General features: G+C 72.3%; 20 protein-coding genes. 12 read left to right on the plus strand and 8 right to left on the minus strand.

Annotated elements, in window-relative coordinates; translation table 11 throughout:
• Positions 1-111 precede the first annotated feature (111 nt).
• The 6 genes from scy to ACFYQQ_RS09435 all read left to right on the plus strand — a co-directional run bounded on the left by scy (position 112) and on the right by ACFYQQ_RS09435 (position 9,298).
• Positions 112-3,960, plus strand: a complete 3,849-nt coding sequence (gene scy / locus ACFYQQ_RS09410; RefSeq protein ID WP_388904098.1) for a polarized growth protein Scy — start codon at positions 112-114, stop codon at positions 3,958-3,960.
• A gap of 183 nt (positions 3,961-4,143) precedes the next feature.
• Positions 4,144-5,079, plus strand: a complete 936-nt coding sequence (locus tag ACFYQQ_RS09415; protein ID WP_121406020.1) for a cellulose-binding protein — start codon at positions 4,144-4,146, stop codon at positions 5,077-5,079.
• A gap of 121 nt (positions 5,080-5,200) precedes the next feature.
• Entirely contained in the window at positions 5,201-6,190 is a 990-nt protein-coding gene (locus ACFYQQ_RS09420) for an ATP-binding cassette domain-containing protein (protein WP_356169448.1), read from the plus strand.
• A 2-nt stretch (positions 6,191-6,192) separates the two neighbouring features.
• Entirely contained in the window at positions 6,193-6,963 is a 771-nt protein-coding gene (locus ACFYQQ_RS09425; protein ID WP_356169445.1) for an ABC transporter permease, read from the plus strand.
• A 254-nt stretch (positions 6,964-7,217) separates the two neighbouring features.
• The gene (locus tag ACFYQQ_RS09430; protein ID WP_356169443.1) at positions 7,218-8,456 is read left to right on the plus strand and encodes an ABC transporter ATP-binding protein; all 1,239 of its coding nucleotides are present in this window, start codon (positions 7,218-7,220) and stop codon (positions 8,454-8,456) included.
• Positions 8,453-9,298, plus strand: coding sequence for an ABC transporter permease (locus ACFYQQ_RS09435; protein WP_355791410.1), 846 nt, complete (start codon positions 8,453-8,455; stop codon positions 9,296-9,298). The genes ACFYQQ_RS09430 and ACFYQQ_RS09435 overlap by 4 nt, the downstream gene beginning before the upstream one ends.
• 29 nt (positions 9,299-9,327) lie before the next feature.
• Here ACFYQQ_RS09435 and ACFYQQ_RS09440 read toward each other — a convergent pair whose 3' ends face one another.
• Positions 9,328-9,669, minus strand: a complete 342-nt coding sequence (locus ACFYQQ_RS09440; RefSeq protein WP_355791413.1) for an ATP/GTP-binding protein — start codon at positions 9,667-9,669, stop codon at positions 9,328-9,330.
• A 220-nt stretch (positions 9,670-9,889) separates the two neighbouring features.
• Here ACFYQQ_RS09440 and ACFYQQ_RS09445 point away from each other — a divergent pair, with 220 nt between their 5' ends.
• Positions 9,890-10,918 (plus strand): LLM class flavin-dependent oxidoreductase, encoded by a 1,029-nt coding sequence (locus tag ACFYQQ_RS09445; protein WP_355791416.1) that lies wholly within the window; start codon positions 9,890-9,892, stop codon positions 10,916-10,918.
• Between the two features lie 84 nt (positions 10,919-11,002).
• Here the strand turns inward: ACFYQQ_RS09445 and ACFYQQ_RS09450 are convergent, their stop codons facing one another.
• Positions 11,003-11,395: an SCO5389 family protein gene (locus tag ACFYQQ_RS09450; protein ID WP_355791419.1), complete on the minus strand. Its 393-nt coding sequence runs from the start codon at positions 11,393-11,395 to the stop codon at positions 11,003-11,005.
• A 298-nt stretch (positions 11,396-11,693) separates the two neighbouring features.
• Here ACFYQQ_RS09450 and nucS point away from each other — a divergent pair, with 298 nt between their 5' ends.
• Positions 11,694-12,365 carry an endonuclease NucS gene (gene nucS / locus ACFYQQ_RS09455; RefSeq protein ID WP_355791422.1) on the plus strand — a complete coding sequence of 224 codons (672 nt, stop codon included), beginning with the start codon at positions 11,694-11,696 and terminating at the stop codon, positions 12,363-12,365.
• A 79-nt stretch (positions 12,366-12,444) separates the two neighbouring features.
• On the opposite strand, the gene ACFYQQ_RS09460 is transcribed toward nucS, so the two are convergent.
• The 3 genes from ACFYQQ_RS09460 to ACFYQQ_RS09470 form a co-directional block, all read right to left on the minus strand.
• Positions 12,445-14,898 (minus strand): ATP-binding protein, encoded by a 2,454-nt coding sequence (locus ACFYQQ_RS09460; RefSeq protein ID WP_388904103.1) that lies wholly within the window; start codon positions 14,896-14,898, stop codon positions 12,445-12,447.
• Between the two features lie 219 nt (positions 14,899-15,117).
• Positions 15,118-15,441 carry an STAS domain-containing protein gene (locus tag ACFYQQ_RS09465; protein ID WP_037624916.1) on the minus strand — a complete coding sequence of 108 codons (324 nt, stop codon included), beginning with the start codon at positions 15,439-15,441 and terminating at the stop codon, positions 15,118-15,120.
• Between the two features lie 158 nt (positions 15,442-15,599).
• A complete protein-coding gene (locus tag ACFYQQ_RS09470; protein ID WP_355792605.1) occupies positions 15,600-16,448 on the minus strand; it encodes a 3-hydroxyacyl-CoA dehydrogenase family protein in 849 nt (282 codons plus the stop codon).
• Positions 16,449-16,736: 288 nt separating this feature from the next.
• Between ACFYQQ_RS09470 and ACFYQQ_RS09475 the strand changes: the two genes are divergently transcribed.
• Positions 16,737-17,309 carry a cob(I)yrinic acid a,c-diamide adenosyltransferase gene (locus ACFYQQ_RS09475; RefSeq protein ID WP_356169434.1) on the plus strand — a complete coding sequence of 191 codons (573 nt, stop codon included), beginning with the start codon at positions 16,737-16,739 and terminating at the stop codon, positions 17,307-17,309.
• Here the strand turns inward: ACFYQQ_RS09475 and ACFYQQ_RS09480 are convergent.
• A complete protein-coding gene (locus tag ACFYQQ_RS09480) occupies positions 17,226-17,840 on the minus strand; it encodes a hypothetical protein (RefSeq protein WP_356169432.1) in 615 nt (204 codons plus the stop codon). The genes ACFYQQ_RS09475 and ACFYQQ_RS09480 overlap by 84 nt on opposite strands.
• A 151-nt stretch (positions 17,841-17,991) precedes the next feature.
• Between ACFYQQ_RS09480 and ACFYQQ_RS09485 the strand changes: the two genes are divergently transcribed.
• From ACFYQQ_RS09485 to ACFYQQ_RS09495, 3 genes are all read left to right on the plus strand, one after another.
• A complete protein-coding gene (locus ACFYQQ_RS09485; RefSeq protein ID WP_355785593.1) occupies positions 17,992-19,173 on the plus strand; it encodes a histidine kinase in 1,182 nt (393 codons plus the stop codon).
• Entirely contained in the window at positions 19,170-19,811 is a 642-nt protein-coding gene (locus ACFYQQ_RS09490; RefSeq protein WP_355785596.1) for a response regulator transcription factor, read from the plus strand. The genes ACFYQQ_RS09485 and ACFYQQ_RS09490 overlap by 4 nt, the downstream gene beginning before the upstream one ends.
• 145 nt (positions 19,812-19,956) lie before the next feature.
• Positions 19,957-21,795, plus strand: coding sequence for a glycoside hydrolase family 18 chitinase (locus ACFYQQ_RS09495; protein ID WP_355785599.1), 1,839 nt, complete (start codon positions 19,957-19,959; stop codon positions 21,793-21,795).
• A gap of 164 nt (positions 21,796-21,959) precedes the next feature.
• Here ACFYQQ_RS09495 and ACFYQQ_RS09500 read toward each other — a convergent pair whose 3' ends face one another.
• Together ACFYQQ_RS09500 and ACFYQQ_RS09505 are read right to left on the minus strand one after the other, a co-directional pair.
• Positions 21,960-22,406, minus strand: coding sequence for a DUF2550 domain-containing protein (locus ACFYQQ_RS09500; RefSeq protein ID WP_355785602.1), 447 nt, complete (start codon positions 22,404-22,406; stop codon positions 21,960-21,962).
• Positions 22,407-22,544: 138 nt separating this feature from the next.
• A complete protein-coding gene (locus ACFYQQ_RS09505) occupies positions 22,545-22,919 on the minus strand; it encodes a F0F1 ATP synthase subunit epsilon (RefSeq protein WP_356169420.1) in 375 nt (124 codons plus the stop codon).
• Between the last annotated feature and the right edge of the window lie 85 nt (positions 22,920-23,004).

Consider the following 23,004-nt stretch of genomic DNA (forward strand, 5'->3'; position numbering starts at 1 on the left):
GCAGCCCATGCTCCGCCGTTGATCTGACACCATTCCCCGGGGGCCCCGTTCGGCGGACGGACGGAGCTCGTTCGGAAAGACTTGCGACCAGGGGACGGATGGGACCGCGCAGTGCGGGGCTACGAACGCCAGGAGCGAGAGCCGGCGGCTGACGTCGACCACCTCTCTCGGTTCGAGGCCGAGATGGAACGGCTGAAGACCGAGCGGGAGAAGGCCGTCCAGCACGCCGAGGACCTCGGCTATCAGGTCGAGGTGCTGCGCGCCAAGCTGCACGAGGCGCGCCGCAGTCTGGCGACCCGTCCTGCCTACGACGGTGCGGACATCGGCTATCAGGCCGAGCAGCTGCTCCGTAACGCCCAGATCCAGGCCGACCAGCTGCGCGCGGACGCCGAGCGGGAGCTGAGCCAGGCCCGTGCCCAGACGCAGCGCATCCTCCAGGAGCACGCCGAGCAGGCCGCGCGCCTCCAGGCGGAGCTGCACCAGGAGGCGGTGACCCGCCGCCAGCAGCTCGACCAGGAGCTGGCCGAGCGCCGGCAGACCGTCGAGTCGCACGTCAACGAGAACGTCGCCTGGGCCGAGCAGCTGCGGGCCCGCACCGAACAGCAGGCGCGCCGGCTCCTGGAGGAGTCGCGTGCCGAGGCCGACCAGGCGCTGGCCGCCGCTCGTGCCGAGGCCGAGCGGATCGCCGCCGAGGCCCGCCAGCGGCTGACGAACGACGCCGAGGCGGCCCGCGCTGAGGCCGAGCAGCTGCTGCGCCGCGCCCGCTCGGACGCCGAGCGGCTGCTGAACGCCGCGTCGACGCAGGCCCAGGAGGCCACCGAGCACGCCGAGCAGCTGCGCAGCTCCACCGCCACCGAGTCGGACGCCGCGCGCCGCCAGGCCACCGAGCTGAGCCGGACCGCCGAGCAGCGGATGGCGGAGGCCGAGAAGGCGCTGCGCGAGGCGCGCGCCGAGGCCGACAAGCTGGTCGCCGAGGCGAAGGAGGCCGCCGCCAAGGCGCTGTCCAGCGCGGAGTCGGCGAACGAGCAGCGCACGCGCACCGCGAAGGAGCAGGTCGCCCGGCTGGTCAGCGAGGCGACGAAGGAGGCCGAGACCACCAAGGCGGACGCCGAGCAGCTCGTCGCGGACGCCAAGGCGGCCGCCGAGAAGATCGTCGCGGAGGCCGAGGAGAACGCGCGCAGCCTCACCGCCGAGGAGACCGCCTCGCAGCTCGCCAAGGCGGCGCGGACGGCCGAGGAGGTGCTCGACAAGGCGTCGGAGGACGCCAAGAAGACCACCCGGGCGGCGACCGAGGAGGCCGAGCGGATCCGCTCCGAGGCGGAGGCCGAGGCGGACCGGCTGCGGGCCCAGGCGCACGACATCGCCGAGGAGCTCAAGGGCGCGGCGAAGGACGACACCAAGGAGTACCGGGCCAAGACGGTCGAGCTGCAGGAGGAGGCGCGCAGGCTGCGCGGCGAGGCCGAGCAGCTGCGGGCGGAGGCGGTCTCCGAGGGCGAGCGGATCCGCGGCGAGGCGCGGCGCGAGGCCGTCCAGCAGATCGAGGAGGCGGCCAAGACCGCCGAGGAGCTGCTGGCCAAGGCGAAGGCGGACGCGGACGAGCTGCGGACGACCGCCACGGCGGACAGCGAGCGGGTGCGCACCGAGGCCATCGAGCGGGCGACGACGCTGCGCCGGCAGGCCGAGGAGACCCTGGAGCGCACGCGCGCCGAGGCCGACCGGCACCGCGCGGATGCCGTCGAGCAGTCCGAGGGCATCAAGGCGGACGCCGAGCGGGCCGCGCGGGAGCTGCGCGAGGAGACCGAGCGGGCCGTCGCCGCGCGGCAGACCGAGGCCGCCGAGGAGCTGGGCCGGCTGCGCACGGAGGCCGAGGAGCGTGTGGCCGCGGCCGAGCAGGCGCTGACCGACGCCCGCGCGGAGGCCGAGCGGATCCGCCGCGAGGCGGCCGAGGAGGCGGAGCGGCTGCGCGCGGAGGCCGCCGAGCGGATCCGCACGCTTCAGGCGCAGGCCGAGACGGAGGCGGACCGGCTGCGCACGGAGGCGGCGGCGGACGCGTCCGCGTCGCGTGCCGAGGCCGAGAACATCGCCGTACGGCTGCGTTCGGAGGCCGCGGCGGAGGCCGAGCGGCTGAAGTCGGAGGCCCAGGACACCGCCGACCGGGTACGCGCGGAGGCGCAGGCCGCGGCGGAGCGGCTGGCGACCGAGGGCGCGGAGACGCTGGCCGCCGCTCAGGAGGAGGCCGCCCGGCGCCGTCGCGAGGCCGATGAACTGCTCGGCTCGGCGCGGCAGGAGGCGGACCAGGAGCGCGAGCGGGCCCGCGAGCAGAGCGAGGAGCTGCTGGCGTCCGCGCGCACCCGGGTGGACGAGGCCCAGGCCGAGGCCGTACGGCTGGTCGAGGAGGCCGACCGGCGCGCGACCGAAATGGTCACGAGCGCCGAGCAGACCGCGCAGCAGGTGCGGGACGCGGTGGCCGGGCTGCACGAGCAGGCCCAGGAGGAGATCGCCGGGCTGCGTTCGGCGGCCGAGCACGCGGCGGAGCGTACGCGCGGCGAGGCGCAGGAGGAGGCGGACCGGGTCCGCGCCGACGCGTACGCCGAGCGGGAGCGCGCCTCCGAGGACGCGTCGCGGGTCAGGCGGGAGGCGTCCGAGGAGTCGGAGGCCGCCAAGGCGCTCGCGGAGCGTACGGTCGCGGAGGCGATCGCCGAGTCCGAGCGGCTGCGCTCGGACGCCGCGGAGCACGCCCAGCGGGCCCGTACGGAGGCGTCCGACACGATCGCGAACGCCGATCAGGACGCCTCGCGCACCCGTGCCGAGGCCCGGGAGGACGCGAACCGGATCCGTTCGGACGCGGCGACGCAGGCGGACACCCTCATCACCGAGGCGCGGTCCGAGGCGGAGCGCCTGACCGCGGAGACGGCCGCGGAGGCGGAGCGGGTCCGTTCGGAGTCCGTCTCGAAGGCCGAGAAGCTCATCTCGGACGCGACGGGCGACGCGGAGCGGCTGCGCGCGGAGGCCGCGGAGACGGTCGGCTCGGCGCAACAGCACGCGGAGCGGATCCGCACCGAGGCGGAGCGCGTCAAGGCGGAGGCGGCGGCGGAGGCCGAGCGGGTCACGGCGGCCGCGCGGGAGAAGGCCGAGCAGACGCTCGACGAGGCCCGCAAGGAGGCCAACAAGCGGCGCTCCGAGGCGGCCGAGCAGGTCGACACGCTCATCTCGGAGACGGCGGCGGAGGCCGACAAGCTCCTCTCGGAGGCGCAGCAGGCCGCGCAGAAGACCACGGCGGACGCCGAGGCGCAGGCCGACACGATGGTGGGCGCGGCCCGCAACGAGGCCGAGCGGCTGGTGTCCGAGGCGACCGTGGAGGGCAACACCCGGGTGGAGCGGGCCCGTACGGACGCCGACGAGCTGCTGGTCGGCGCGCGCCGGGACGCGACCGCCATAAGGGAGCGCGCGGAGGAGCTGCGGGACCGCATCACCTCGGAGATCGAGGAGCTGCACGACCGGGCCCGCCGGGAGTCCGCGGAGGCGATGAAGACGGCCGGCGAGCGCTGCGACGCGCTGGTGAAGGCCGCCGAGGAGCAGCTCGCGGAGGCAGAGGCGAAGGCGAAGGACCTGGTCGCGGAGGCCAACTCCGAGGCGAGCAAGGTGCGGATCGCCGCCGTGAAGAAGGCGGAGGGGCTGCTCAAGGAGGCCGAGCAGAAGAAGACCTCGCTGGTCGCCGAGGCCACGAAGATCAAGGCGGACGCCGAGCAGGAGGCGCGGCGCATGGTCGAGGAGGGCCAGCGCGAACTCGACGTGCTGGTCCGCCGGCGCGAGGACATCAACGCCGAGATCTCCCGTGTCCAGGACGTCCTGGAGGCGTTGGAGTCCTTCGAGGCCCCGTCCGCGCCCAAGGACGGCGGGGTCAAGGCCGGCGCGGCCGTCGGAGCGCCCCGTTCGGGTGGCAAGACGTCAGAGGGCTAGCGGAGGACACCCGTTACGTGCTTGGCCAGGACCTTCCGGACTGCCCCTGGCAAGCTCTCCGGCAGGTAGCCACCCGAAAGGAGTGTCATTCTCCAGATCAAACACGTATCCGCTCGATGACACACCGCTTTGGCCCCTAGGATTCCCTCTATCACCTCACCGGTCTCATTCGACAGGAACCCCATGAGCGACACTTCCCCCTACGGCTTCGAGCTTGTGCGGCGTGGGTACGACCGCGCTCAGGTGGACGAACGCATTTCGAAGCTCGTCTCCGACCGTGACAGCGCTCTGGCCCGTATCACTGCTCTCGAAAAGCGCATCGAGGAACTCCACCTCGAGACGCAGAACGCCCAGGCCCAGGTCAGCGACGCGGAGCCGTCGTACGCGGGTCTCGGCGCGCGCGTCGAGAAGATCCTCCGCCTCGCCGAGGAGGAGGCGAAGGACCTGCGCGAGGAGGCCCGTCGCGCGTCCGAGCAGCACCGCGAGCTCGCCGAGTCGGCGGCCCAGCAGGTGCGCAACGACGCAGAATCGTTCGCTGCGGACCGCAAGGCCAAGGCGGAGGACGAGGGCGTCCGGATCGTCGAGAAGGCCAAGAGCGACGCCTCCCAGCTGCGTTCCGAGGCGCAGAAGGACGCGCAGTCGAAGCGCGAGGAGGCGGACGCCCTCTTCGAGGAGACCCGCGCCAAGGCCGCGCAGGCGGCCGCGGACTTCGAGACGAACCTGGCGAAGCGCCGCGAGCAGTCGGAGCGCGACCTCGCGTCCCGTCAGGCCAAGGCGGAGAAGCGTCTCGCGGAGATCGAGCACCGCGCGGAGCAGCTGCGCCTGGAGGCCGAGAAGCTGCGTACGGACGCCGAGCGCCGCGCCCGTCAGACGGTGGAGACCGCTCAGCGCCAGGCCGAGGACATCGTGGCCGACGCGAACGCCAAGGCGGACCGCATCCGTTCGGAGTCCGAGCGCGAGCTGGCGGCGCTCACCAACCGCCGCGACTCGATCAACGCGCAGCTCACGAACGTCCGCGAGATGCTCGCGACGCTCACGGGCGCCGCGGTGGCCGCGGCCGGCACGCCGGCCGAGGACGAGCCGATCTCGCGTGGGGTCCCGGCGCAGCAGTCCCGCTAGCCGGTAGCGAGGAACAGCGACAGCAGGGCCCGCGCCTCCGCTCCGGAGGCGCGGGCCTTCGTCGTACCCGGGCACCTCGTCTGCGGTGGCAGGCCCCGGGGGCCCGTTCTACGGTGGCCGCATGATCGAGCTCGAGGGGCTGACCAAGCGGTACGGCGAGAAAGTGGCGGTCAACAACCTCACGTTCGCCGTCAGACCGGGCATCGTCACCGGCTTCCTCGGTCCCAACGGCGCGGGCAAGTCCACCACGATGCGGATGATGCTGGGGCTCGACCGGCCCACCTCGGGCGACGTCCGGATCGACGGCCAGCGCTACGACCGGCTGAAGGATCCGCTGCGGTACATCGGTGCCCTGCTGGACGCCAAGGCGATGCACGGCGGGCGCAGTGCCTTCAACCACCTGCTGTGTCTGGCGCAGAGCAACGGCATCCCGAGCGGGCGGGTGCACGAGGTGCTCGACACGGTGGGGCTCACCTCGGTCGCCCGGAAGAAGGCGAAGGGGTTCTCCCTCGGCATGGGGCAGCGGCTCGGTATCGCGGGCGCACTGCTGGGCGACCCGCGGATCCTGATGTTCGACGAGCCGGTCAACGGCCTCGACCCGGAGGGCATCCACTGGATCCGGAACCTGATGAAGTCGCTGGCCGCGCAGGGCCGTACGGTCTTCGTCTCCTCGCACCTGATGAGCGAGATGGCGCTCACCGCGGACCACCTCGTCGTCATCGGCCAGGGCCGGCTGCTCGCGGACACGTCCATGGCGGACTTCATCGCGCAGAACTCGCGCTCGTACGTGCGGATCCGCTCGCCCCACCGGGAGGAGCTGCTCGACGCGCTGCACCGGGCGGGGGTGACGGTCCTGGAGGTGGGCGACGGTGTGCTGGAGGTGGACGGCGTGCGGTCGGAGGAGATCGGTGAGCTGGCGGCGCGGAACCGGCTCGTGCTGCACGAGCTGAGTCCTCAGCGGGCGTCGTTGGAGGAGGCGTTCATGCAGCTGACGGCGGAGTCGGTGGAGTACCACGCGCACGCCGACACCCCGCTGGACCCGGCCGGGGCGCCGCCGCCGGCACCGCCGGACGCGCGGCAGGGCTGGGGCGGCGACTGGAAGAGGGGCTGAGCATGGCGGTGACGCAGGTCGTCAGGTCCGAGTGGACCAAGATCCGTTCCGTGGCGTCCACGGTCTGGACGCTCAGTCTCGCGCTGGTCGTGACGGTGGCGCTCGGCATCCTGATCTCGCTGCTGTCGAAGAACGAGTTCGACGACATGAGCGCGCGGGACCGGCTGTCCTTCGATCCGACGTTCATCAGCTTCGCCGGCATGAGCCTCGGTCAGCTGGCGATGATCGTGTTCGGCGTGCTGGTCGTCTCGAACGAGTACAGCACCGGCATGATCCGCACCTCGCTGGCCGCCGTGCCGCAGCGGGGCACGTTCCTCTTCAGCAAGATCGCCGTGGCGACCGGTCTCGCGCTGCTGGTCGGGCTCCTCACCAGCTTCGTGACGTTCTTCCTGGGGCAGGCGGCGCTGGGCTCGCTCAGGGCGTCGATCAGCGATCCGGGCGTCCTGCGGGCCGTGATCGGCGGCGGCCTCTACATGACGCTGATCGCCGTGTTCTCGATGGGCGTGGCGACGATGCTGCGCAGTCCGATGCTCTCGCTCGGCATCCTGATGCCGTTCTTCTTCCTGATCTCCGCCATCCTCGGCAACGTGTCCGCCACCAAGAAGGTCGGCCGCTTCCTGCCCGACCAGGCGGGCAGCAGGATCCTGCGGGTGGTGACCCCGCTGGACGACGACACCCCGTACGGCCCATGGGGCGGGCTCGGCATCATGCTGCTGTGGGTGGCGGTGGCGCTCGTCGGCGGCTACGTGCTGCTGAGGAAGCGGGACGCGTGACGCCCTGACGCCCTGACGCCCTGACGCCCTGGCGTGCTGTACCGACGTCCCGTATCGGATGGTCCACTTCCGGATCACCGCTGACCAGGAACGACACGTACCTGACAAGGATGGGCACGCCTCGCTGACGACGCACCCGCGTGACCTGCGTCGTTTTACCGTCTCTTGAGTGGAACCGCCGGCGCCCGGATATCCTCCTAACCCTTACGGGGGCGTGTGCCCCGTCGTCCTGAACCTTTCGATGGGTGCGGAGCATGATCGAGGCAGTCGGCCTGACGAAGCGCTATGGCGCCAAGACGGCCGTGTACAACCTTTCCTTCCAGGTGCGGCCGGGCGCCGTCACCGGCTTCCTCGGGCCCAACGGCTCGGGCAAGTCGACGACGATGCGCATGATCCTCGGCCTCGACAACCCCTCCTCCGGGCAGGTGACGATCGGCGGCTACCCCTACCGGAAGCTGCCCAACGCCCCCCGCCAGGTCGGCGCGCTCCTCGACGCCAAGGCCGTGCACGGCGGCCGGCACGCCCGCAACCACCTGCTCTGCCTCGCGCAGCTCTCCGGCATCCCGGCCCGCCGGGTGGACGAGGTCCTCGGCGTCGTCGGCCTCCAGGACGTGGCCAGGAAGCGGTCCAAGGGCTTCTCGCTCGGCATGGGCCAGCGGCTCGGCATCGCCGCCGCCCTCCTCGGCGACCCCCAGGTGCTGCTCTTCGACGAGCCGGTCAACGGCCTCGACCCGGAGGGCATCCTCTGGGTGCGCAACCTGATGAAGTCCCTGGCCGCGGAGGGCCGTACGGTCTTCGTCTCCTCGCACCTGATGAGCGAGATGGCGCTCACCGCCGACCACCTCATCGTGATCGGGCGCGGCCAGCTGCTCGCCGACTCCAACATCCGCGACTTCATCTCGCACAACTCGGCCGACTTCGCCCGGGTCCGCACCCCGGACACCGAGCCGCAGCTGCGCGAGAAGCTGACGGCCGCGCTGACCGAGGCCGGCGGCCAGGTGCTGCCCGAGCAGGACGGCGCGCTGCGGGTGATGGGCCTGCCGCTCCCCCGCATCAGCGACCTCGCGCACTCCGCCGACGTACGCCTGTGGGAGCTGTCGCCTCACCAGGCGTCGCTGGAGGAGGCGTACATGCGGATGACGCAGGGCGCCGTCGACTACCGCTCGACCATCGACCAGAAGGCGGGCCTCCAGCAGGAGCTGCCGCCGGGCGCCCTGCCGCCCGGCATGCCGCCGCAGCAGATGCCGGTACCCGGCCAGGGCCAGCCCGGCTGGTACGCGCCGCCGCCGCCCCAGCAGGGCGGCCAGCCGTTCGCGATGCCCCAGGGACAGCCCGCCGCGGGCCCGTACGGCGCCCCCGCGGCACCCGGCCCGGGTCAGCCCAACCCGTACGCCCAGCCCGCCCCGCAGGCGCCCGCACAGCCCTCCGCGGCACCCGCCGCGCCCTCTGCCGCTCCCGACCTGAACAAGCGCGACAGCGAGGACTCCCGATGAGCACGCCCCAGCCCCCGATGCCGCAGCAGACCGCTCCCGCCCCCAACTGGCAGGCGGGGCCGGGCGGTTCGTACACCTCGCCGATCCCGGTCACCCGGACCCACCTCGGGCACGCGCTCGCCTCCGAGTGGACGAAGATCAAGTCGGTGCGCTCCACGATGTGGACGCTCGGCGTGTTCCTGCTGCTGGTGATCGGCATCGGTTTCCTGGTGGCCGCCCAGACGAGCGACGCGGACTACAGCGACGTCCCGTACACGATCCCGGCCTTCTTCGGTCTGATGCTCGGGCAGATCTGCCTGATCACGCTGGGCGTCCTGGTGGTCTCGTCCGAGTACGGCACGGGCATGATCCGTACGACCTTCACGGCCTCGCCGCAGCGCCACCGGGTGCTCGCCGCCAAGCTGCTGATCTTCTTCGCGGTCGCGTTCGTCGTCTCCGCGTTCGCCATCGGGCTGGTCGGCCTGACCACGTCGGGCCTGCACGGCGGTTCGTCGGACAACGAGTGGGGCGGCACGGTCCTCAAGGGCGCGCTGTACGTCTCGCTGCTCGGGGTGCTGGCGCTCGCCGTCGGCTCGATGCTGCGGCACTCGGCCGGCGCGATCACCACCATGCTGGGTGTCGTGCTGGTGCCGGCGATCATGCCCGCGTTCCTGATGATGTCCGAGAGCATGCGCAGCATCGGCGAGAAGATGATGGACTACAACGCCCCCAACGCCCTCGCGAAGATCTTCGAGCTGGACGGCGAGAGCGGCGGCGGCACCGCGCAGCTCGGCCTGCTCGCCGGAGTGACCGCTGCGGCGATCGCGGGCGCCTTCGTCCTGCTGGAGCGCCGCGACGTCTGAGGCCCACGGCCGCCCAGGCGGTACGGGGTTCAGAACCTCGGCGCGTTACGGGACCGCTGCACCCGCGAGGTGCGGCGGTCCTTCGCGTTCCAGCAGGCCTTGTGCCAGTGGCGCCGCTCGTCCACCCCCGAGTGCTCGGGCCATGCCACCACGTGCGGGACGCCGGAGGGGATCATCTGGTCGCAGCCGGGGCAGCGGTACGTCTTGCCCTGGGCGCTCGCGCCCGCCACGTGCCGTACGCTCCACTCCTCGCCGCGCCAGCTCTCCGTGGACTGCCAGCCCCCGTAGCGGCCGGACCGCTCGTCCTGGTCCGCGGACCCGCTCGGGCCGGGCGAGCCGGCGCCCTTCGGACGGTTGCGACGCGGGGACACAGGACACCTCACGGAGCTATACAGGGAGCAGGAGCCGCGTCCAGCCTACGCGGCGGGCGCCCGGGGTACGCGTACTCCACCAACCCCCTCCGACCCCCATCGACCGGCCCAATCTGCAGACAATCCGCAAATCTCCCCGGCAACCCGTGTCTTCGGCACGTGTCAGGGGGTTATGCCGGGTGGGGAAGCTCCGCGTCGGTGCCAAGGAGGCAGGAGTGCGATGCGCGTAGGAAGTTTTGTACTGGCGGCCCAGTTCCCGGGTCAGGGCCAGGGGGAGGCGCTGCACCGCGCGGTGCGCTCGGCCGAGGTCGCGGAGGAGGCGGGACTCGACTCGGTGTGGCTGGCCGAGCACCACTTCGTGCCGTACGGGACGTGCCCCTCGGCCGTCACGCTGGCCGCGCTGCTGCTCGGCCGCACCCGCCGGATCCGGGTCGGCACGGCGGTCAGCGTGCTGCCCACCGTGCACCCCGTGGCCCTCGGCGAGCAGGCCGCGCTGCTGCACGTGACGTCCGGCGGGCGGTTCTCGCTGGGCGTCGGGCGCGGCGGCCCCTGGGTGGACCTGGAGGTCTTCGGCGCGGGCCTGGAGGCGTACGAGAAGGGGTTCCCGGAATCACTCGATCTGCTGGTGCGCTGGCTGCGCGAGCCGTCCGTCGCTGGCACCGGTGGGCGGTTCGCCTTCCGCGAGGTCCCGGTCGTGCCGCGGCCTTCGGAGGATCTGAGCGGTGCGGCGGGCCCCGAGGTGGTCGTCGCCTGCACCTCGCCGGCCAGTGTCCGGCTCGCCGCCGAGCGCGGGCTGCCGATGCTCCTGGGGATGCACGTGGGCGACGAGGAGAAGGCCGAAATGGTCGCGTTCTGGCGGCGGCACGCACGCGCCGCGGGACGCCCGGCCGAGGAGGTCGTCGGCGCCGGTCACGTCTCGGCGGGCGTCTGCCAGATCGCCGACCGCCGCTCCGACGCGGTGGAGACGCTGCTCAAGGCGATGCCCGGCTGGCTGAAACAGGGACTGGACGCGCATGTGACGGTGGACGGCCGCGCCCGCAGCATGCGGGACCCCTGGGCGTACACCGAACTGCTCTGCGGGCTGCACCCGGTGGGGACGCCGAGGCTGTGCGCCGACCGGCTCGCGGCGACCTCGGAGCGCACCGGCATCTCGCGCTTCGCCCTGCTGGTCGAGGGCTCGGGGGATCTGGCGGCGACCGAGGAGAACGTACGACGGCTCGGCTCCGAGGTGCTCCCTCACCTCGGCTGAGCGGCCCGGTCGTTCGGGGAGCTTGCCGCCCCGGTACAGATGCACCTCCCGCGTACGGAGCGGCAAGCCGTGCGGCTCAGTGCGTCAGCAGTCCCGGAACTCCGGCGACTGGTTCAGCAACTGGCTGCGGACCGACGTGAAGCGTGCCAGCGTGTCGTCCACCGTGGCGTCCAACGGGAACACCGCGACCCGGTGGCAGTTCTGGAAGGCCAGTCGCACTCCGAAGTGCCGCTGCAGCGCGCCGCGTATCGCGTCGCTCGCGAGCGCACGGAGCAGCTGGCCACGCGCCTGCTCGTCCGGCGGCGGCGTCTGGTTGTCGGCGAAGTTGCCGCCGTCCACCTTCAGCTGGGCCACCAGGGAGCTGATCATCTCCCATGCGTAGGGCAGGGAGGTCCGGACGCAGTCGACGAAGTCAGCTTCGTCGACCTCGCCTCGCTCGGCCTGTTCGAGTAGGGCCGGTGAGACGTCGAGCGACATGGGTTCTCCTCTCGCACCCCCGCGGGAACGGGGGTTGACGGACAGGGCGGAAGACCGCGACATCAGACACGCTGCGTACACGCGTCGCGACCTCCCGTTTATACGGTAAGCAACGGAGGAGGGCGGCACCAGGAGAATGCCCACACAGCGGGCGACCGGTAGGCACACAATCGGCCAGGACCGAACACGGGGTTTCCAGGGCAAACAGGCGTGTTCGAAAGCCCTGGGGGGACGGGCGGGGCCGGGGGGACGCAGGCGAATCGCGTGCACAGGTGCCCTTCGAGTAGCGTTGCCGACCATGCGTCTCGTCATCGCCCGGTGCTCCGTCGACTACGCGGGCCGGCTCACCGCCCATCTCCCGTCCGCCCCTCGCCTCATCCTCGTGAAGGCGGACGGCAGCGTCTCCATCCACGCGGACGACCGGGCCTACAAGCCCCTCAACTGGATGTCGCCGCCCTGCACGCTGAAGGAGGGTTCAGGCGACGAGGACGGCGTGTGGACCGTCGTCAACAAGGCGGGCGAGAAGCTCATCATCACGATGGAGGAGGTCCTCCACGACTCCTCGCACGAACTGGGCGTCGACCCCGGCCTGATCAAGGACGGCGTGGAAGCGCACCTCCAGGAACTGCTCGCGGACCGCATCGAGACGCTCGGCGAGGGCTACACGCTGATCCGCCGCGAGTACATGACGGCCATCGGACCCGTCGACATCCTGTGCCGCGACGCCGAGGGCCAGACCGTCGCCATCGAGATCAAGCGGCGCGGCGAGATCGACGGCGTAGAGCAACTCACGCGCTATCTGGAGCTGTTGAACCGCGACCCGCACCTAGCGCCGGTACGCGGCATCTTCGCCGCCCAGGAGATCAAGCCGCAGGCCCGGGTCCTGGCCACGGACCGCGGTATCGGCTGCACGGTCCTGGACTACAACGCGCTGCGCGGTATCGAGGACGACAAGCTGCGGCTGTTCTGAAACCGGCACCGGCGCGCGCCGGTGGTACGAAGGGCCGGGTCCGTGACGGACCCGGCCCTTGTGCCGTCGCGCTCCCGGCTCACATCAGCGGAGCACCGTCCGCGCCGCCGGCGGGCCCGCTCGCGGAGCTGGTCGCCGGACCGCTCGCGGAGTTCGAGGTGGCCGGCGCCGATGGCGTGCCGCTCGACGTGGACGGCGACGGCGACGGCGAGTGACTTGTCGGCGGCTTACTAGTCGGCGGCTTCGGCGAGGACGGTTTCGGCGACGAGGGCTTGGTGGTGGGCGACTTGGACGGCGACTTCGACGGGGTGGCCCCCTTCGTGCCGCTCGGGTCGTCCGAGGGCTCGCCGGCGTCGGAGGGCGTCGGGTCGTCCGACGTCCCGTAACTGCCGTCCGGGCCCGGATCGGTCGGCTCGCTCGACGTGCCCGCGTCCCCGGAGCCCTTGTCGGCCTTGTCGGCGCCGAGGCTGTCGTCCTCGGCGCCCTGGCTGGCCGTGGGGTTGACGCCCACCCGCTCGGACGGGTCGTCGTTGTTGTCGGAGGTCATGCCGAGGGTCACCACCGTGCCGAGCACGGCGGCCAGGAGCGCGCCCGAGCCGGCGGCGACCAGGTTGCGGCGCGTCCCGCTGACCAGGCCCTTGACGCCGGCGGTCCGGCGGGCGGGCGCGGTGGCGGCGGGCCGCTGGGTCACGAGGGTCGAGGGCTCGGGCGGCGCGGGCAGCGCGAAAGCGGCCGGTACGCCGCCGGGGGGCGACGCCGGCCCCTCGTGCCGTGCGTCGGGCACCTCGTCGCCCGCGACGGCGGGAAGGACGGGAAGCCCGGCGCCGGAGCGGTCGGCGACCAGGGCGAGGGCGCGGCGGCCGGCGACGGTGCCGCGCTTGTCGGCGAGGGCGCCGCGCAGCGCGATGGACGCCTCCAGTTCGGCGCGCGAGCGGTCGAACTGGCCGCCGCACAGCGCGAGGACGCCCAACTCGTGGTGGAAGTAGGCCTGATCCGGGACCTCGCCGGCGAGCTGCGACGCCTCGGCACCGGACCGCAGCGCGCGCTCCCAGGCGCTCCAGTGCAGACCGGCGGCGAACGCGGGCGCGGCCGTGCGGGCGAGGTGGACGGCGGCGCTCTCCTCGTCGTCCAGCGGGGCCGTGGTGAGGGGCACCAGCAGGGTCAGCGCGGCGAGGACGGCGTCCGCCTCCGCGCAGACCCGCTCCGGGGTGACGGAGGGGTGACCGGCCCACCAGGTGTAGTGCCGGGCGGCGGTGAGGGCGTGCTCCTCGATGTCGTCGGCGTACCCGGCGGCCTCCAGCTGGGCCTGCACGCCGGCCGCGAGCCGGTAGCGGGAGCCGACCGGGGAGACCAGAGCGCAGCCGGCGAGTTCGGCGAGGGCGGCGTCGGCGTGGGTGTCGCCCACGAGGGCCGGCAGGTGCGCCTGGTGGGGCACCTCTCCGCCGAGGGCGACCGCGAAGCGCAGGGTGGCGCGCGCCGATTCGCTGAGCCGGGAGGCGAGCAGCGCGGCGGGCGCGGCGCCCTCGGCGAGCGAGGGCAGCGGGACGGCGGGCGCGTCCTCGGCGTCGAGGGGCGCGTCGGCGGGGGCGTCCTCGTAGTAGCCGAAGGCGTCGGCGCCCTCGGGGCCGGCGCGCAGCCGGTCGCGCTGCCGCAGCAGGGCGCCGGCCTGGACGAACCGCAGCGGCAGTCCCTCGGACTCGAACCAGAGGTCGCCGGCCCAGTTCGACTCGTCCTCGGTCAGGGTGCGGCCGACGGCGCGTTCGAGGAGTTCGAGGCTGGCGGCGCGGTCGAGGCCGCCGAGGAACACCTCTTCGAGGAGGGAGTCGGCGGACGGCGCGGGGACGTCGGGCGTGGCGCCGAGGACGAAGGCGCACTCGGGGGTGGCGTCGAGCAGTTCGTCCAGCGCGCTGCCGCCGAACTCCAGGTCGTCGAGGACGACGACCGCGCCGATCTCGTGGACGAGCCCGAGCAGTTCCTCGCGTCCGGGCCGGTGCCGGGGGGCGTCGTGGACGGCGGCGAACAGGTCGTGCAGCAGGTCGGCGGCCGTGCGCCGGTAGCCGCTGAGCCGGACGACGCCGTCGGGCGCGAGGTCGGCGCAGTCGTCGGCGACGGCGTCCAGGAGGGCGGTGCGGCCCGAGCCGGCGGGGCCGGTGAGGCGTACGGAGCGGCCGCGGGCGAGGAGCCGGACGAGGCGCTCGCGCTCCTCCTGGCGCTCCAGGAGCGGCAGCCGGGCCTGCGTGGGTCCCGGCGGCACGGGCGGCCGGGCGGCGCGGTCGCGTTCGGCGCGCTCGTCGGCGCTGAGTTTCGGGGGCTTCGGGGGCCGCTGTCCCGGCGGGTAGTTCTCTATCTCGCTGCCGTCGACCGGGTTGACGGTGAGCAGCAAGTCGCCCGTCACGAGCTGGACGGTGCGGGCGAGCGCCGGTACGGGCTGGCCGAAGTCGGAGGTCAGCGCTTCGCGCGGCGGACGCTGCCGAGGCGCCCGGCCGTCGTCGTCATGACCGTACTCTGCGGGTTCCCGGGTGTTCGGGTCCATGATGTCCTGCCCCCCAAAAGCGTCGTGTGCCGAGCCCCTCCCGGCCTTGGTGCACACCGCGCTGTCGCTTCTGGTCCGGTGCCCGCTCCAGGGGTTCCGACGGCGGGCAGGCGAACCCTAAACCTTCGCTCAGTATCCAGGAACAGCCGGGGTACCGCGCCGCCCGAGACATCACAGCTTCGTGAGGATTGCGCGCGAGGTGACGTTTCGTACGTGGTGTCAGACCCGGGGCAGCGACTCGACGCCGATGCCGCCCTCGATGGCGAGGATGCGGTGCAGCCGGGTCGCCACCAGCAGGCGCTGCATCTGTGCCGGTACGCCGCGGAGTACGAGCCGTCGGCCGCACCGCCCGGCGCGTCGGTGGGCTCCCATGATGACGCCGAGTCCGGTGGCGTCCCAGGAGTCCAGCTCGGACAGGTCCAGCACCAGGTCGCCGGCTCCGTCGTCGACGGCCGAGTGCAGGACCGTGCGGGCGTCCGCCGCGCTGCGGACGTCGAGGCGGCCCCCGACGACCAGCTCGGCGTGGTCGCCCCTGATGTACATATGCGCTCCCCGAGAGTGCGTTTCGTACTCCGCGTCTGTCTGTCTGCGTATGACTGTGTGCACCGTCTGACTGCCCTGAGGGCGCAGAGGTTGCCGTCTGTAAGCGAACCGATACCGAATTCACCCTGGGGGGTGATGGCCGGAAGGGCCGTACGGATTCAGTGCTTGTAGAAGCCCTGCCCGCTCTTGCGTCCGATGTCACCGGCGTCAACCATCCGGCGCATCAGCTCCGGCGGCGCGAACTTCTCGTCCTGCGACTCGGTGTAGATGTTGCTCGTGGCGTGCAGGAGGATGTCGACGCCCGTCAGGTCGGCCGTGGCCAGGGGTCCCATCGCGTGGCCGAAGCCCAGCTTGCAGGCGAGATCGATGTCCTCGGCGGTGGCCACGCCCGACTCGTACAGCTTGGCCGCCTCGACGACGAGCGCCGAGATGAGCCGGGTGGTGACGAAGCCGGCGACGTCGCGGTTGACGACGATGCAGGTCTTGCCGACGGACTCGGCGAACTCCCGTGTGGTGGCGAGGGTTTCGTCGCTCGTCTTGTAGCCGCGCACCAGCTCGCACAGCTGCATCATCGGGACCGGCGAGAAGAAGTGGGCGCCCACGACGCGCTCCGGGCGCTCCGTCACGGCCGCGATCTTGGTGATCGGGATGGCGGAGGTGTTGGAGGCGAGGACGGTGTCGTCGCGGACGAGCTTGTCGAGCGTACGGAAGATCTCGTGCTTGACTTCGAGCTTCTCGAAGACGGCCTCGACGACGATGTCGGCGTCGGCTGCTGCGTCGAGGTCGGTGCTGGTGGTGATGCGCCCGAGCGCGGCCTCGGCGTCCTCGGCCGACAGCTTGCCCTTGCTCACGAACTTGTCGTACGACGCCTTGATTCCGTCGGTGCCACGGGTCAGCGCCTCGTCGGTGACGTCACGCAGAACGACGTCCCAGCCCGCTTGCGCGGAGACCTGGGCGATACCGGACCCCATGAGTCCGGCTCCGATGACGGCGAGCTTCCGTGCCACTCCGACTCCCCTTAACACGCTGTTTATGTAGCCTCTCCGGCGGACCCTAGCGCTCGTGAGGGCCGCTGTGACCGGTAAGTAATGCGCGTCACGTCTCATCTGACGGACATCACACCGGCACGGGTCATTGCGCCGCTCGTACGGCGTAGTTGAGGGCCTTCCCCCTCAGCGGGTCCCCCATCTCGCCCCTGAGCACCGGCGTCCTGACGGCCCTCGGCCCGACCGCGGGCGCCGTGACGGTGGGCACACAGGTCTTCCGCGGGGCCGGAGCGTAACTACGCTGGCCACATGGTCAATCTGACGCGCATCTACACCAGGACCGGCGACACCGGCACCACCGCCCTCGGCGACATGAGCCGGGTCGCCAAGACCGATCCGCGGATCTCGGCGTACGCGGACGCCAACGAGGCCAACGCGGCCCTCGGCACGGCGATCGCGCTCGGCGGGCTGGAGGAGGAGATCGTCGAGGTCCTCACCCGCGTCCAGAACGACCTGTTCGACGTGGGCGCGGACCTGTCGACACCGGTGGTGGAGAACCCCGAGTTCCCGCCGCTGCGGGTCGAGCAGTTCTACATCGACCGCCTCGAAGCCGACTGCGACCGCTTCAACGAGCGGCTGGAGAAGCTGCGCTCCTTCATCCTGCCGGGCGGCACTCCCGGCGCGGCGCTGCTGCACCAGGCGTGCACGGTCGTGCGCCGGGCCGAGCGCTCGACCTGGGCGGCCCTGGAGGTGCACGGCGAGGTGATGAACCCGCTCACGGCGACCTACCTCAACCGGCTATCGGACCTGCTGTTCATCCTGGCCCGCACGGCCAACAAGGGAGTCGGGGACGTCCTGTGGGTCCCGGGCGGGGAGCGCTGACGCCGGGCGCCGCTTGGGCCACACCAGGTAGGTGAGCGCGATCAGGCCGTGGATGCCGGCCGCCCGCAGCGCCACCGCCTGCCAGGCGCGCAGGGGCTCGGCGCCCTCTTGGCCGACGTAGGCGACCGCGCCCTGGAGCAGGGCGCAGGCGACTGCCGCCGCCACGAGGGTGCGCAGCCACAGCCCGCCCTCGTGACGGGCCCGCGCGAGGCCGTAGCGGGGCGGCTTCGGCGGGGGCGGTCCGCCGGCCAGGCGGTGGGCCGCGTGGGCGTCGAGCCACCGGACCGTGCGGTGCCCGTACGCGACGGTGAACCCGAGGTAGAGGGCGGCCAGGCCGTGCTCCCAGCCCGGTTCGGCGCCCCGCCGCAGGTCGACGGCCGTCACCGCGAACAGCACCAGTTCCAGCAGCGGCTCGCACAGCAGCAGGGCCAGGCCGGTCCGGCGCAGCCCCAGCAGGTAGCGGGCGGTGAGCCCGGCCGCCAGCAGCACCCAGAAACCGGCCTCACAGGCGATGATCAGTCCGACGACCACGGTCGCTCCTCTCCCTCACCACCCAAGGCTCCCGTCCGCGGCGGGACCGGGCGTCGTCGGCGCTGACGAGGTGCGACTGCATCCTTCGATGTAGTCGGGACCGTCCGCCGGGAGCACGCGCCGGGGCCGCCCGCCGTGTTGGATGGAGGTCATGGCCGCCCCGCTCCCCCGCCCGCACCGCTTCGACGTGTACGTCGCGCTCGCCGGGCTGCTCGGCGGCGTACTGGTGTGGGCGTTCGGCCTGTACTCCAACGGGACCGGGCTCCTTCCCGGGCCGTGGGTACTGGTCCCGCTCGCCGTGATGGCGGGCCTCGAACTGCTGCGCCGGAGCAGACCGCGGGCAGCCGTGCTGGCCGGCACCCTGGCGCTGGTCGCCGACCAGTTCACCCGGGGCAGCGTCGTGACCGTCCTGATGTACACCGACCTGATGTACGCGGCGGCGCTGTACGGCAGTCCGGCCACCGCCCGGCGGCTGCCCGTCACCACGGGGCTGGTCACCGTGGCGACGACGATCGGGTTCCTCGCCTGGTGGCGGACGCCCGAGGCGCTGCTCGTCGGCTTCCTGACCGGGATCGTGTCCTTCGGCCCGGCCGTGACGGGCGTGGTCGTCCGCAACCACCGGGACGCCGCCGACACCGAGCGGCTGCGGGCCGAACAGACCGCGCTGCTGGCCGAGAAGGACCGCGTGCAGGCGGTCACCGCGGAGCGGGCCCGGATGGCGCGCGAACTGCACGACATGGTCGCCAACCACCTGTCGGCGATCGCCATCCACTCCACGGCCGCGCTGTCCCTGGACGACCCGCGCACCACCCGGGACGCCCTCGCCGTCATCCGCGAGAACAGCGTCGACGGTCTGGCCGAGATGCGCCGGCTCATCGGCATCCTGCGGCACGACGGCGGCGGCCGGGAGCCGGCGGCGGCGCCGACCCTGGACGGGATCGGCGCGCTGGTGGCGGGCGCCCGCGCCAACGGTCTCGACGCCGAGCTGGAGGCCGCGCACGAGGACGGCCTGCCCGCGCCGGTGGGGCTCGCCGCCTACCGCATCGTCCAGGAGTCCCTGACCAACGCCCTCAAACACGCCGGCGAGGGCCGGGTCACCGTCGGGCTCGCGCAGCACGACGGCGTGCTCACCGTGTGGGTGACCAGCCCGTACGGCGACCGGGACGGGCCGCGGGCACCCGGTTCCGGAGCCGGTCTGATCGGCATGCGCGAGCGGGCCGCCCTGCTGCGCGGCACCTTCGAGGCGGGCCCGGAGGAGTCGCCCGGCTCCCCCTGCGGGACGGTCTGGACGGTGCGCGCCACACTGCCTCTCGGCCAGGGAGGAACCCGATGATCCGCGTGCTCGTCGCCGAGGACCAGGCCGCCGTACGGGCCGGGCTCGTCCTCATCCTGGGCAGCGCGCCCGACATCGAGGTGGTCGGCGAGGCCGCGGACGGTGAGCGGGCCGTGGCGCTCGCCCGGGAACTGCGGCCGGACCTGGTCCTGATGGACATCCAGATGCCGCTGCTCGACGGGGTCGCGGCCACCCGCCGGGTCGTCGCCGAGGAGCTGGCCGACGTGCTCGTGCTCACCACCTTCGACCTCGACGAGTACGTGTTCGGGGCGCTGCGCGCCGGCGCGGCGGGGTTCCTGCTGAAGCACACGGACGCCAGGGACCTGCTCGAGGCCGTGCGGACGGTGGCGCGCGGGGAGGGTCTGATCGCCCCGGCCGTCACCCGGCGGCTTATCGCGGAGTTCGGCGCCGGGCCCGTGCGGGAGCCGGCGGCCGCCCCGTCCGTCCTCGGCTCGCTCACCCGCCGGGAACGCGAGGTGCTGTCCTGCCTCGGCCGCGGGCTGTCCAACGCGGAGATCGCGGTCCGCCTCGACATGGCCGAGGCGACGGTGAAGACCCACGTCAGCCGCCTGCTGGGGAAGCTGGAGCTGCGCAGCCGGGTCCAAGCGGCCGTGCTCGCGCAGGAGTTGGGCGTCTAGTCCGCCGCAAGCTCACTGGTCCAGACCTATTGACCCGTGGTCCAGACCTTTCTATTCTCGCCGCACTGCGCCTAGCCATGCCCACGACATCCCCGCCGCCGGTCGCAGCGCTCCGGAGGCGAACAGAATCAAGAGGAGAGGCACCATGCGCTTCAGGCAGAGAGCCAGACTCAGAGCCGTCGCCGGTCTCACCACCCTGCTGCTCCCGTTCGCCGCGCTGGTCGGGCTCGCGAGCCCCGCCTCGGCGGCCACCTCGGTCACCGCCACCTACGCCAAGACCCAGGACTGGGGCTCGGGCTTCGAGGGCAAGTGGACCGTCAAGAACACCGGCACCACCAGCATCAGCTCGTGGACCGTCGAGTGGGACTTCCCCTCCGGGACGTCCGTCACCTCGGCCTGGGACGCCGACGTCACCAGCTCCGGCACCCACTGGACCGCCAAGAACAAGTCCTGGAGCGGCACGCTCGCCGCCGGCGCCTCCGTCTCCTTCGGCTTCAACGGCACCGGCTCCGGTTCGCCCTCCAACTGCAAGGTCAACGGCGGCAGTTGTGACGGCACCACCGTCCCCGGCGACGCGGCCCCCTCGGCGCCCGGCACCCCGACCGCGTCCAGCGTCACCGACACCTCGGTGAAGCTCTCCTGGAGCGCGGCCACCGACGACAAGGGCGTCAAGAACTACGACGTCCTGCGCGACGGCGCCAAGGTCGCCACGGTGACCACCACCTCGTACTCGGACACCGGCCTCACCGCCGGCACCGACTACTCGTACACCGTCCAGGCCCGCGACACCGCCGACCAGACCGGACCGGTGAGCGGCGCGGTCAAGGTGCACACCACGGGCGGCGGGACCGACCCCGGCCCCGGCACCGGAAGCAAGGTCAAGCTCGGCTACTTCACCGAGTGGGGCGTCTACGGCCGCAACTACCACGTGAAGAACCTCGTCACCTCCGGCTCCGCCGCGAAGATCACGCACATCAACTACGCCTTCGGCAACGTCCAGGGCGGCAAGTGCACGATCGGTGACGCCTACGCCGACTACGACAAGGCGTACACCGCCGACCAGTCGGTGAGCGGAGTCGCGGACACCTGGGACCAGCCGCTGCGCGGCAACTTCAACCAGCTGCGCCAGCTGAAGGCCAAGTACCCGAACATCAAGGTCCTGTGGTCCTTCGGCGGCTGGACCTGGTCCGGCGGCTTCACCGACGCGGCGAAGAACCCGGCCGCCTTCGCGCAGTCCTGCTACGACCTGGTCGAGGACCCGCGCTGGGCCGACGTCTTCGACGGCATCGACATCGACTGGGAGTACCCGAACGCCTGCGGTCTGACCTGCGACACCAGCGGCCCGGCGGCGATCAAGACCCTCACCTCCGCCCTGCGCACCAAGTTCGGCGCCAACAACCTGGTCACCGCCGCGATCACCGCGGACGGCAGCGACGGCGGCAAGATCGACGCGGCCGACTACGGCGGCGCCGCCGCCTCGCTCGACTGGTACAACGTGATGACGTACGACTACTTCGGCGCCTGGGACAAGACGGGCCCGACCGCCCCGCACTCCCCGCTGACCTCGTACTCGGGCATCCCGAAGGAGGGCTTCACCTCCGCCGCGGCGATCTCCAAGCTCAAGGCCAAGGGCGTCCCGGCGAGCAAGCTCCTGCTCGGCATCGGCTTCTACGGCCGCGGCTGGACGGGCGTCACGCAGTCCGCGCCCGGCGGCACCGCGACCGGCCCGGCGACCGGGACCTACGAGCAGGGCATCGAGGACTACAAGGTCCTCAAGACGTCCTGCCCGGCCACCGGCACCGTCGGCGGCACGGCGTACGCGCACTGCGGCACCAACTGGTGGAGCTACGACACCCCGGCCACCATCGGCTCGAAGATGAGCTGGGCCAAGAGCCAGGGCCTGGGCGGCGCGTTCTTCTGGGAGTTCAGCGGCGACACCGGCAACGGTGAGCTGGTGAGCGCCATCAACAGCGGTCTCAACTGACCCTGGCGTCCTTGACGCACTCCGCGCCGCGGACAGGCCCCCGGGCCCGTCCGCGGCGCACCTCTTTGGGGCCCGTCCCGGCACACACCCGCGCGCCGCGCACTCCGGCGCCGGGCCAGGTGAGGTCAGGTCGGGCAGGCAGGCAAGCAGGCAGGTCGATCAGGTCAGGCGACGTTGACACGCTGGCCGGGCGGGGCCGCCTCCAGCCAGGCGAGGAATCCGGTCAGCGCGTCCTCGCTCATCGCCAGCTCCAGACGCGTACCGCGGTGCAGGCAGGTGAGGACGGTGGAGTCGGACAGCAGGGCCAGCTCCTCCTCGCCCTCGGGGGCACGGCGGCCGGCCACCTCGATCGCCGAGCGCTCCAGGGTGCGGCGCGGCCGGGGGGCGTAGGAGAAGACGCGGTACCACTCGATGCGGTCGCCGTTGTAGCGGGCGACCCCGTAGCTCCAGCCCTTGCCGTTGGGGTCGCTCTTGTCGGGGACGTCCCAGCGCAGACTGCAGTCGAACGTTCCGCCCGAGCGCTGGATCAGCCGGCGGCGGAGACCGAAGACGAACAGCCCCACCACCACGAGCGCCACTACCAACCCGCACACAGTCAGAGCGAGGACCATCGACACCGACCTCCTCGTCTCCTAGGTAAAGCAGGTAACGGAACGGAAAAAAGCACCCGCATCGCCTCAGCCGCGACCCGGTCTGGATTGCTCCAGTCCCGGCCGCGGCTGAGTCACGTCATTACGTGCGTGCTGGGGTCAGCGAGCCGACACCGCACGCAGTCGGACGTCCGCGCGACGCTCGGCGGACGCGTCCGCGTCCGACTTCGCACGCTCGAGCGCCCGCTCCGCACGCTGGATGTCGATCTCGTCCGACAGCTCGGCGATCTCGGCCAGCAGCGAGAGCTTGTTGTCCGCGAACGAGATGAAACCGCCGTGCACAGCGGCCACGACCGTCGCACCGTCGTTCGTACGGATGGTCACCGGGCCCGACTCCAGCACACCGAGCAGCGGCTGGTGACCGGGCATGACGCCGATGTCGCCGGACGTGGTACGCGCGACGACCAGGGTGGCCTCGCCGGACCAGACACTGCGGTCCGCGGCGACGAGCTCGACGTGCAGCTCAGCAGCCAAGGTGGGCTCCTCGGGTCACCACCCGGCGTTGCTGCCGGGTGTTGGGTCAAAGTCTAGTAGGCGTGACAGAGGGGGCGGGACGCAC

It is taken from the genome of Streptomyces sp. NPDC005496, assembly GCF_042872045.1.
Lineage (GTDB): Bacteria > Actinomycetota > Actinomycetes > Streptomycetales > Streptomycetaceae > Streptomyces.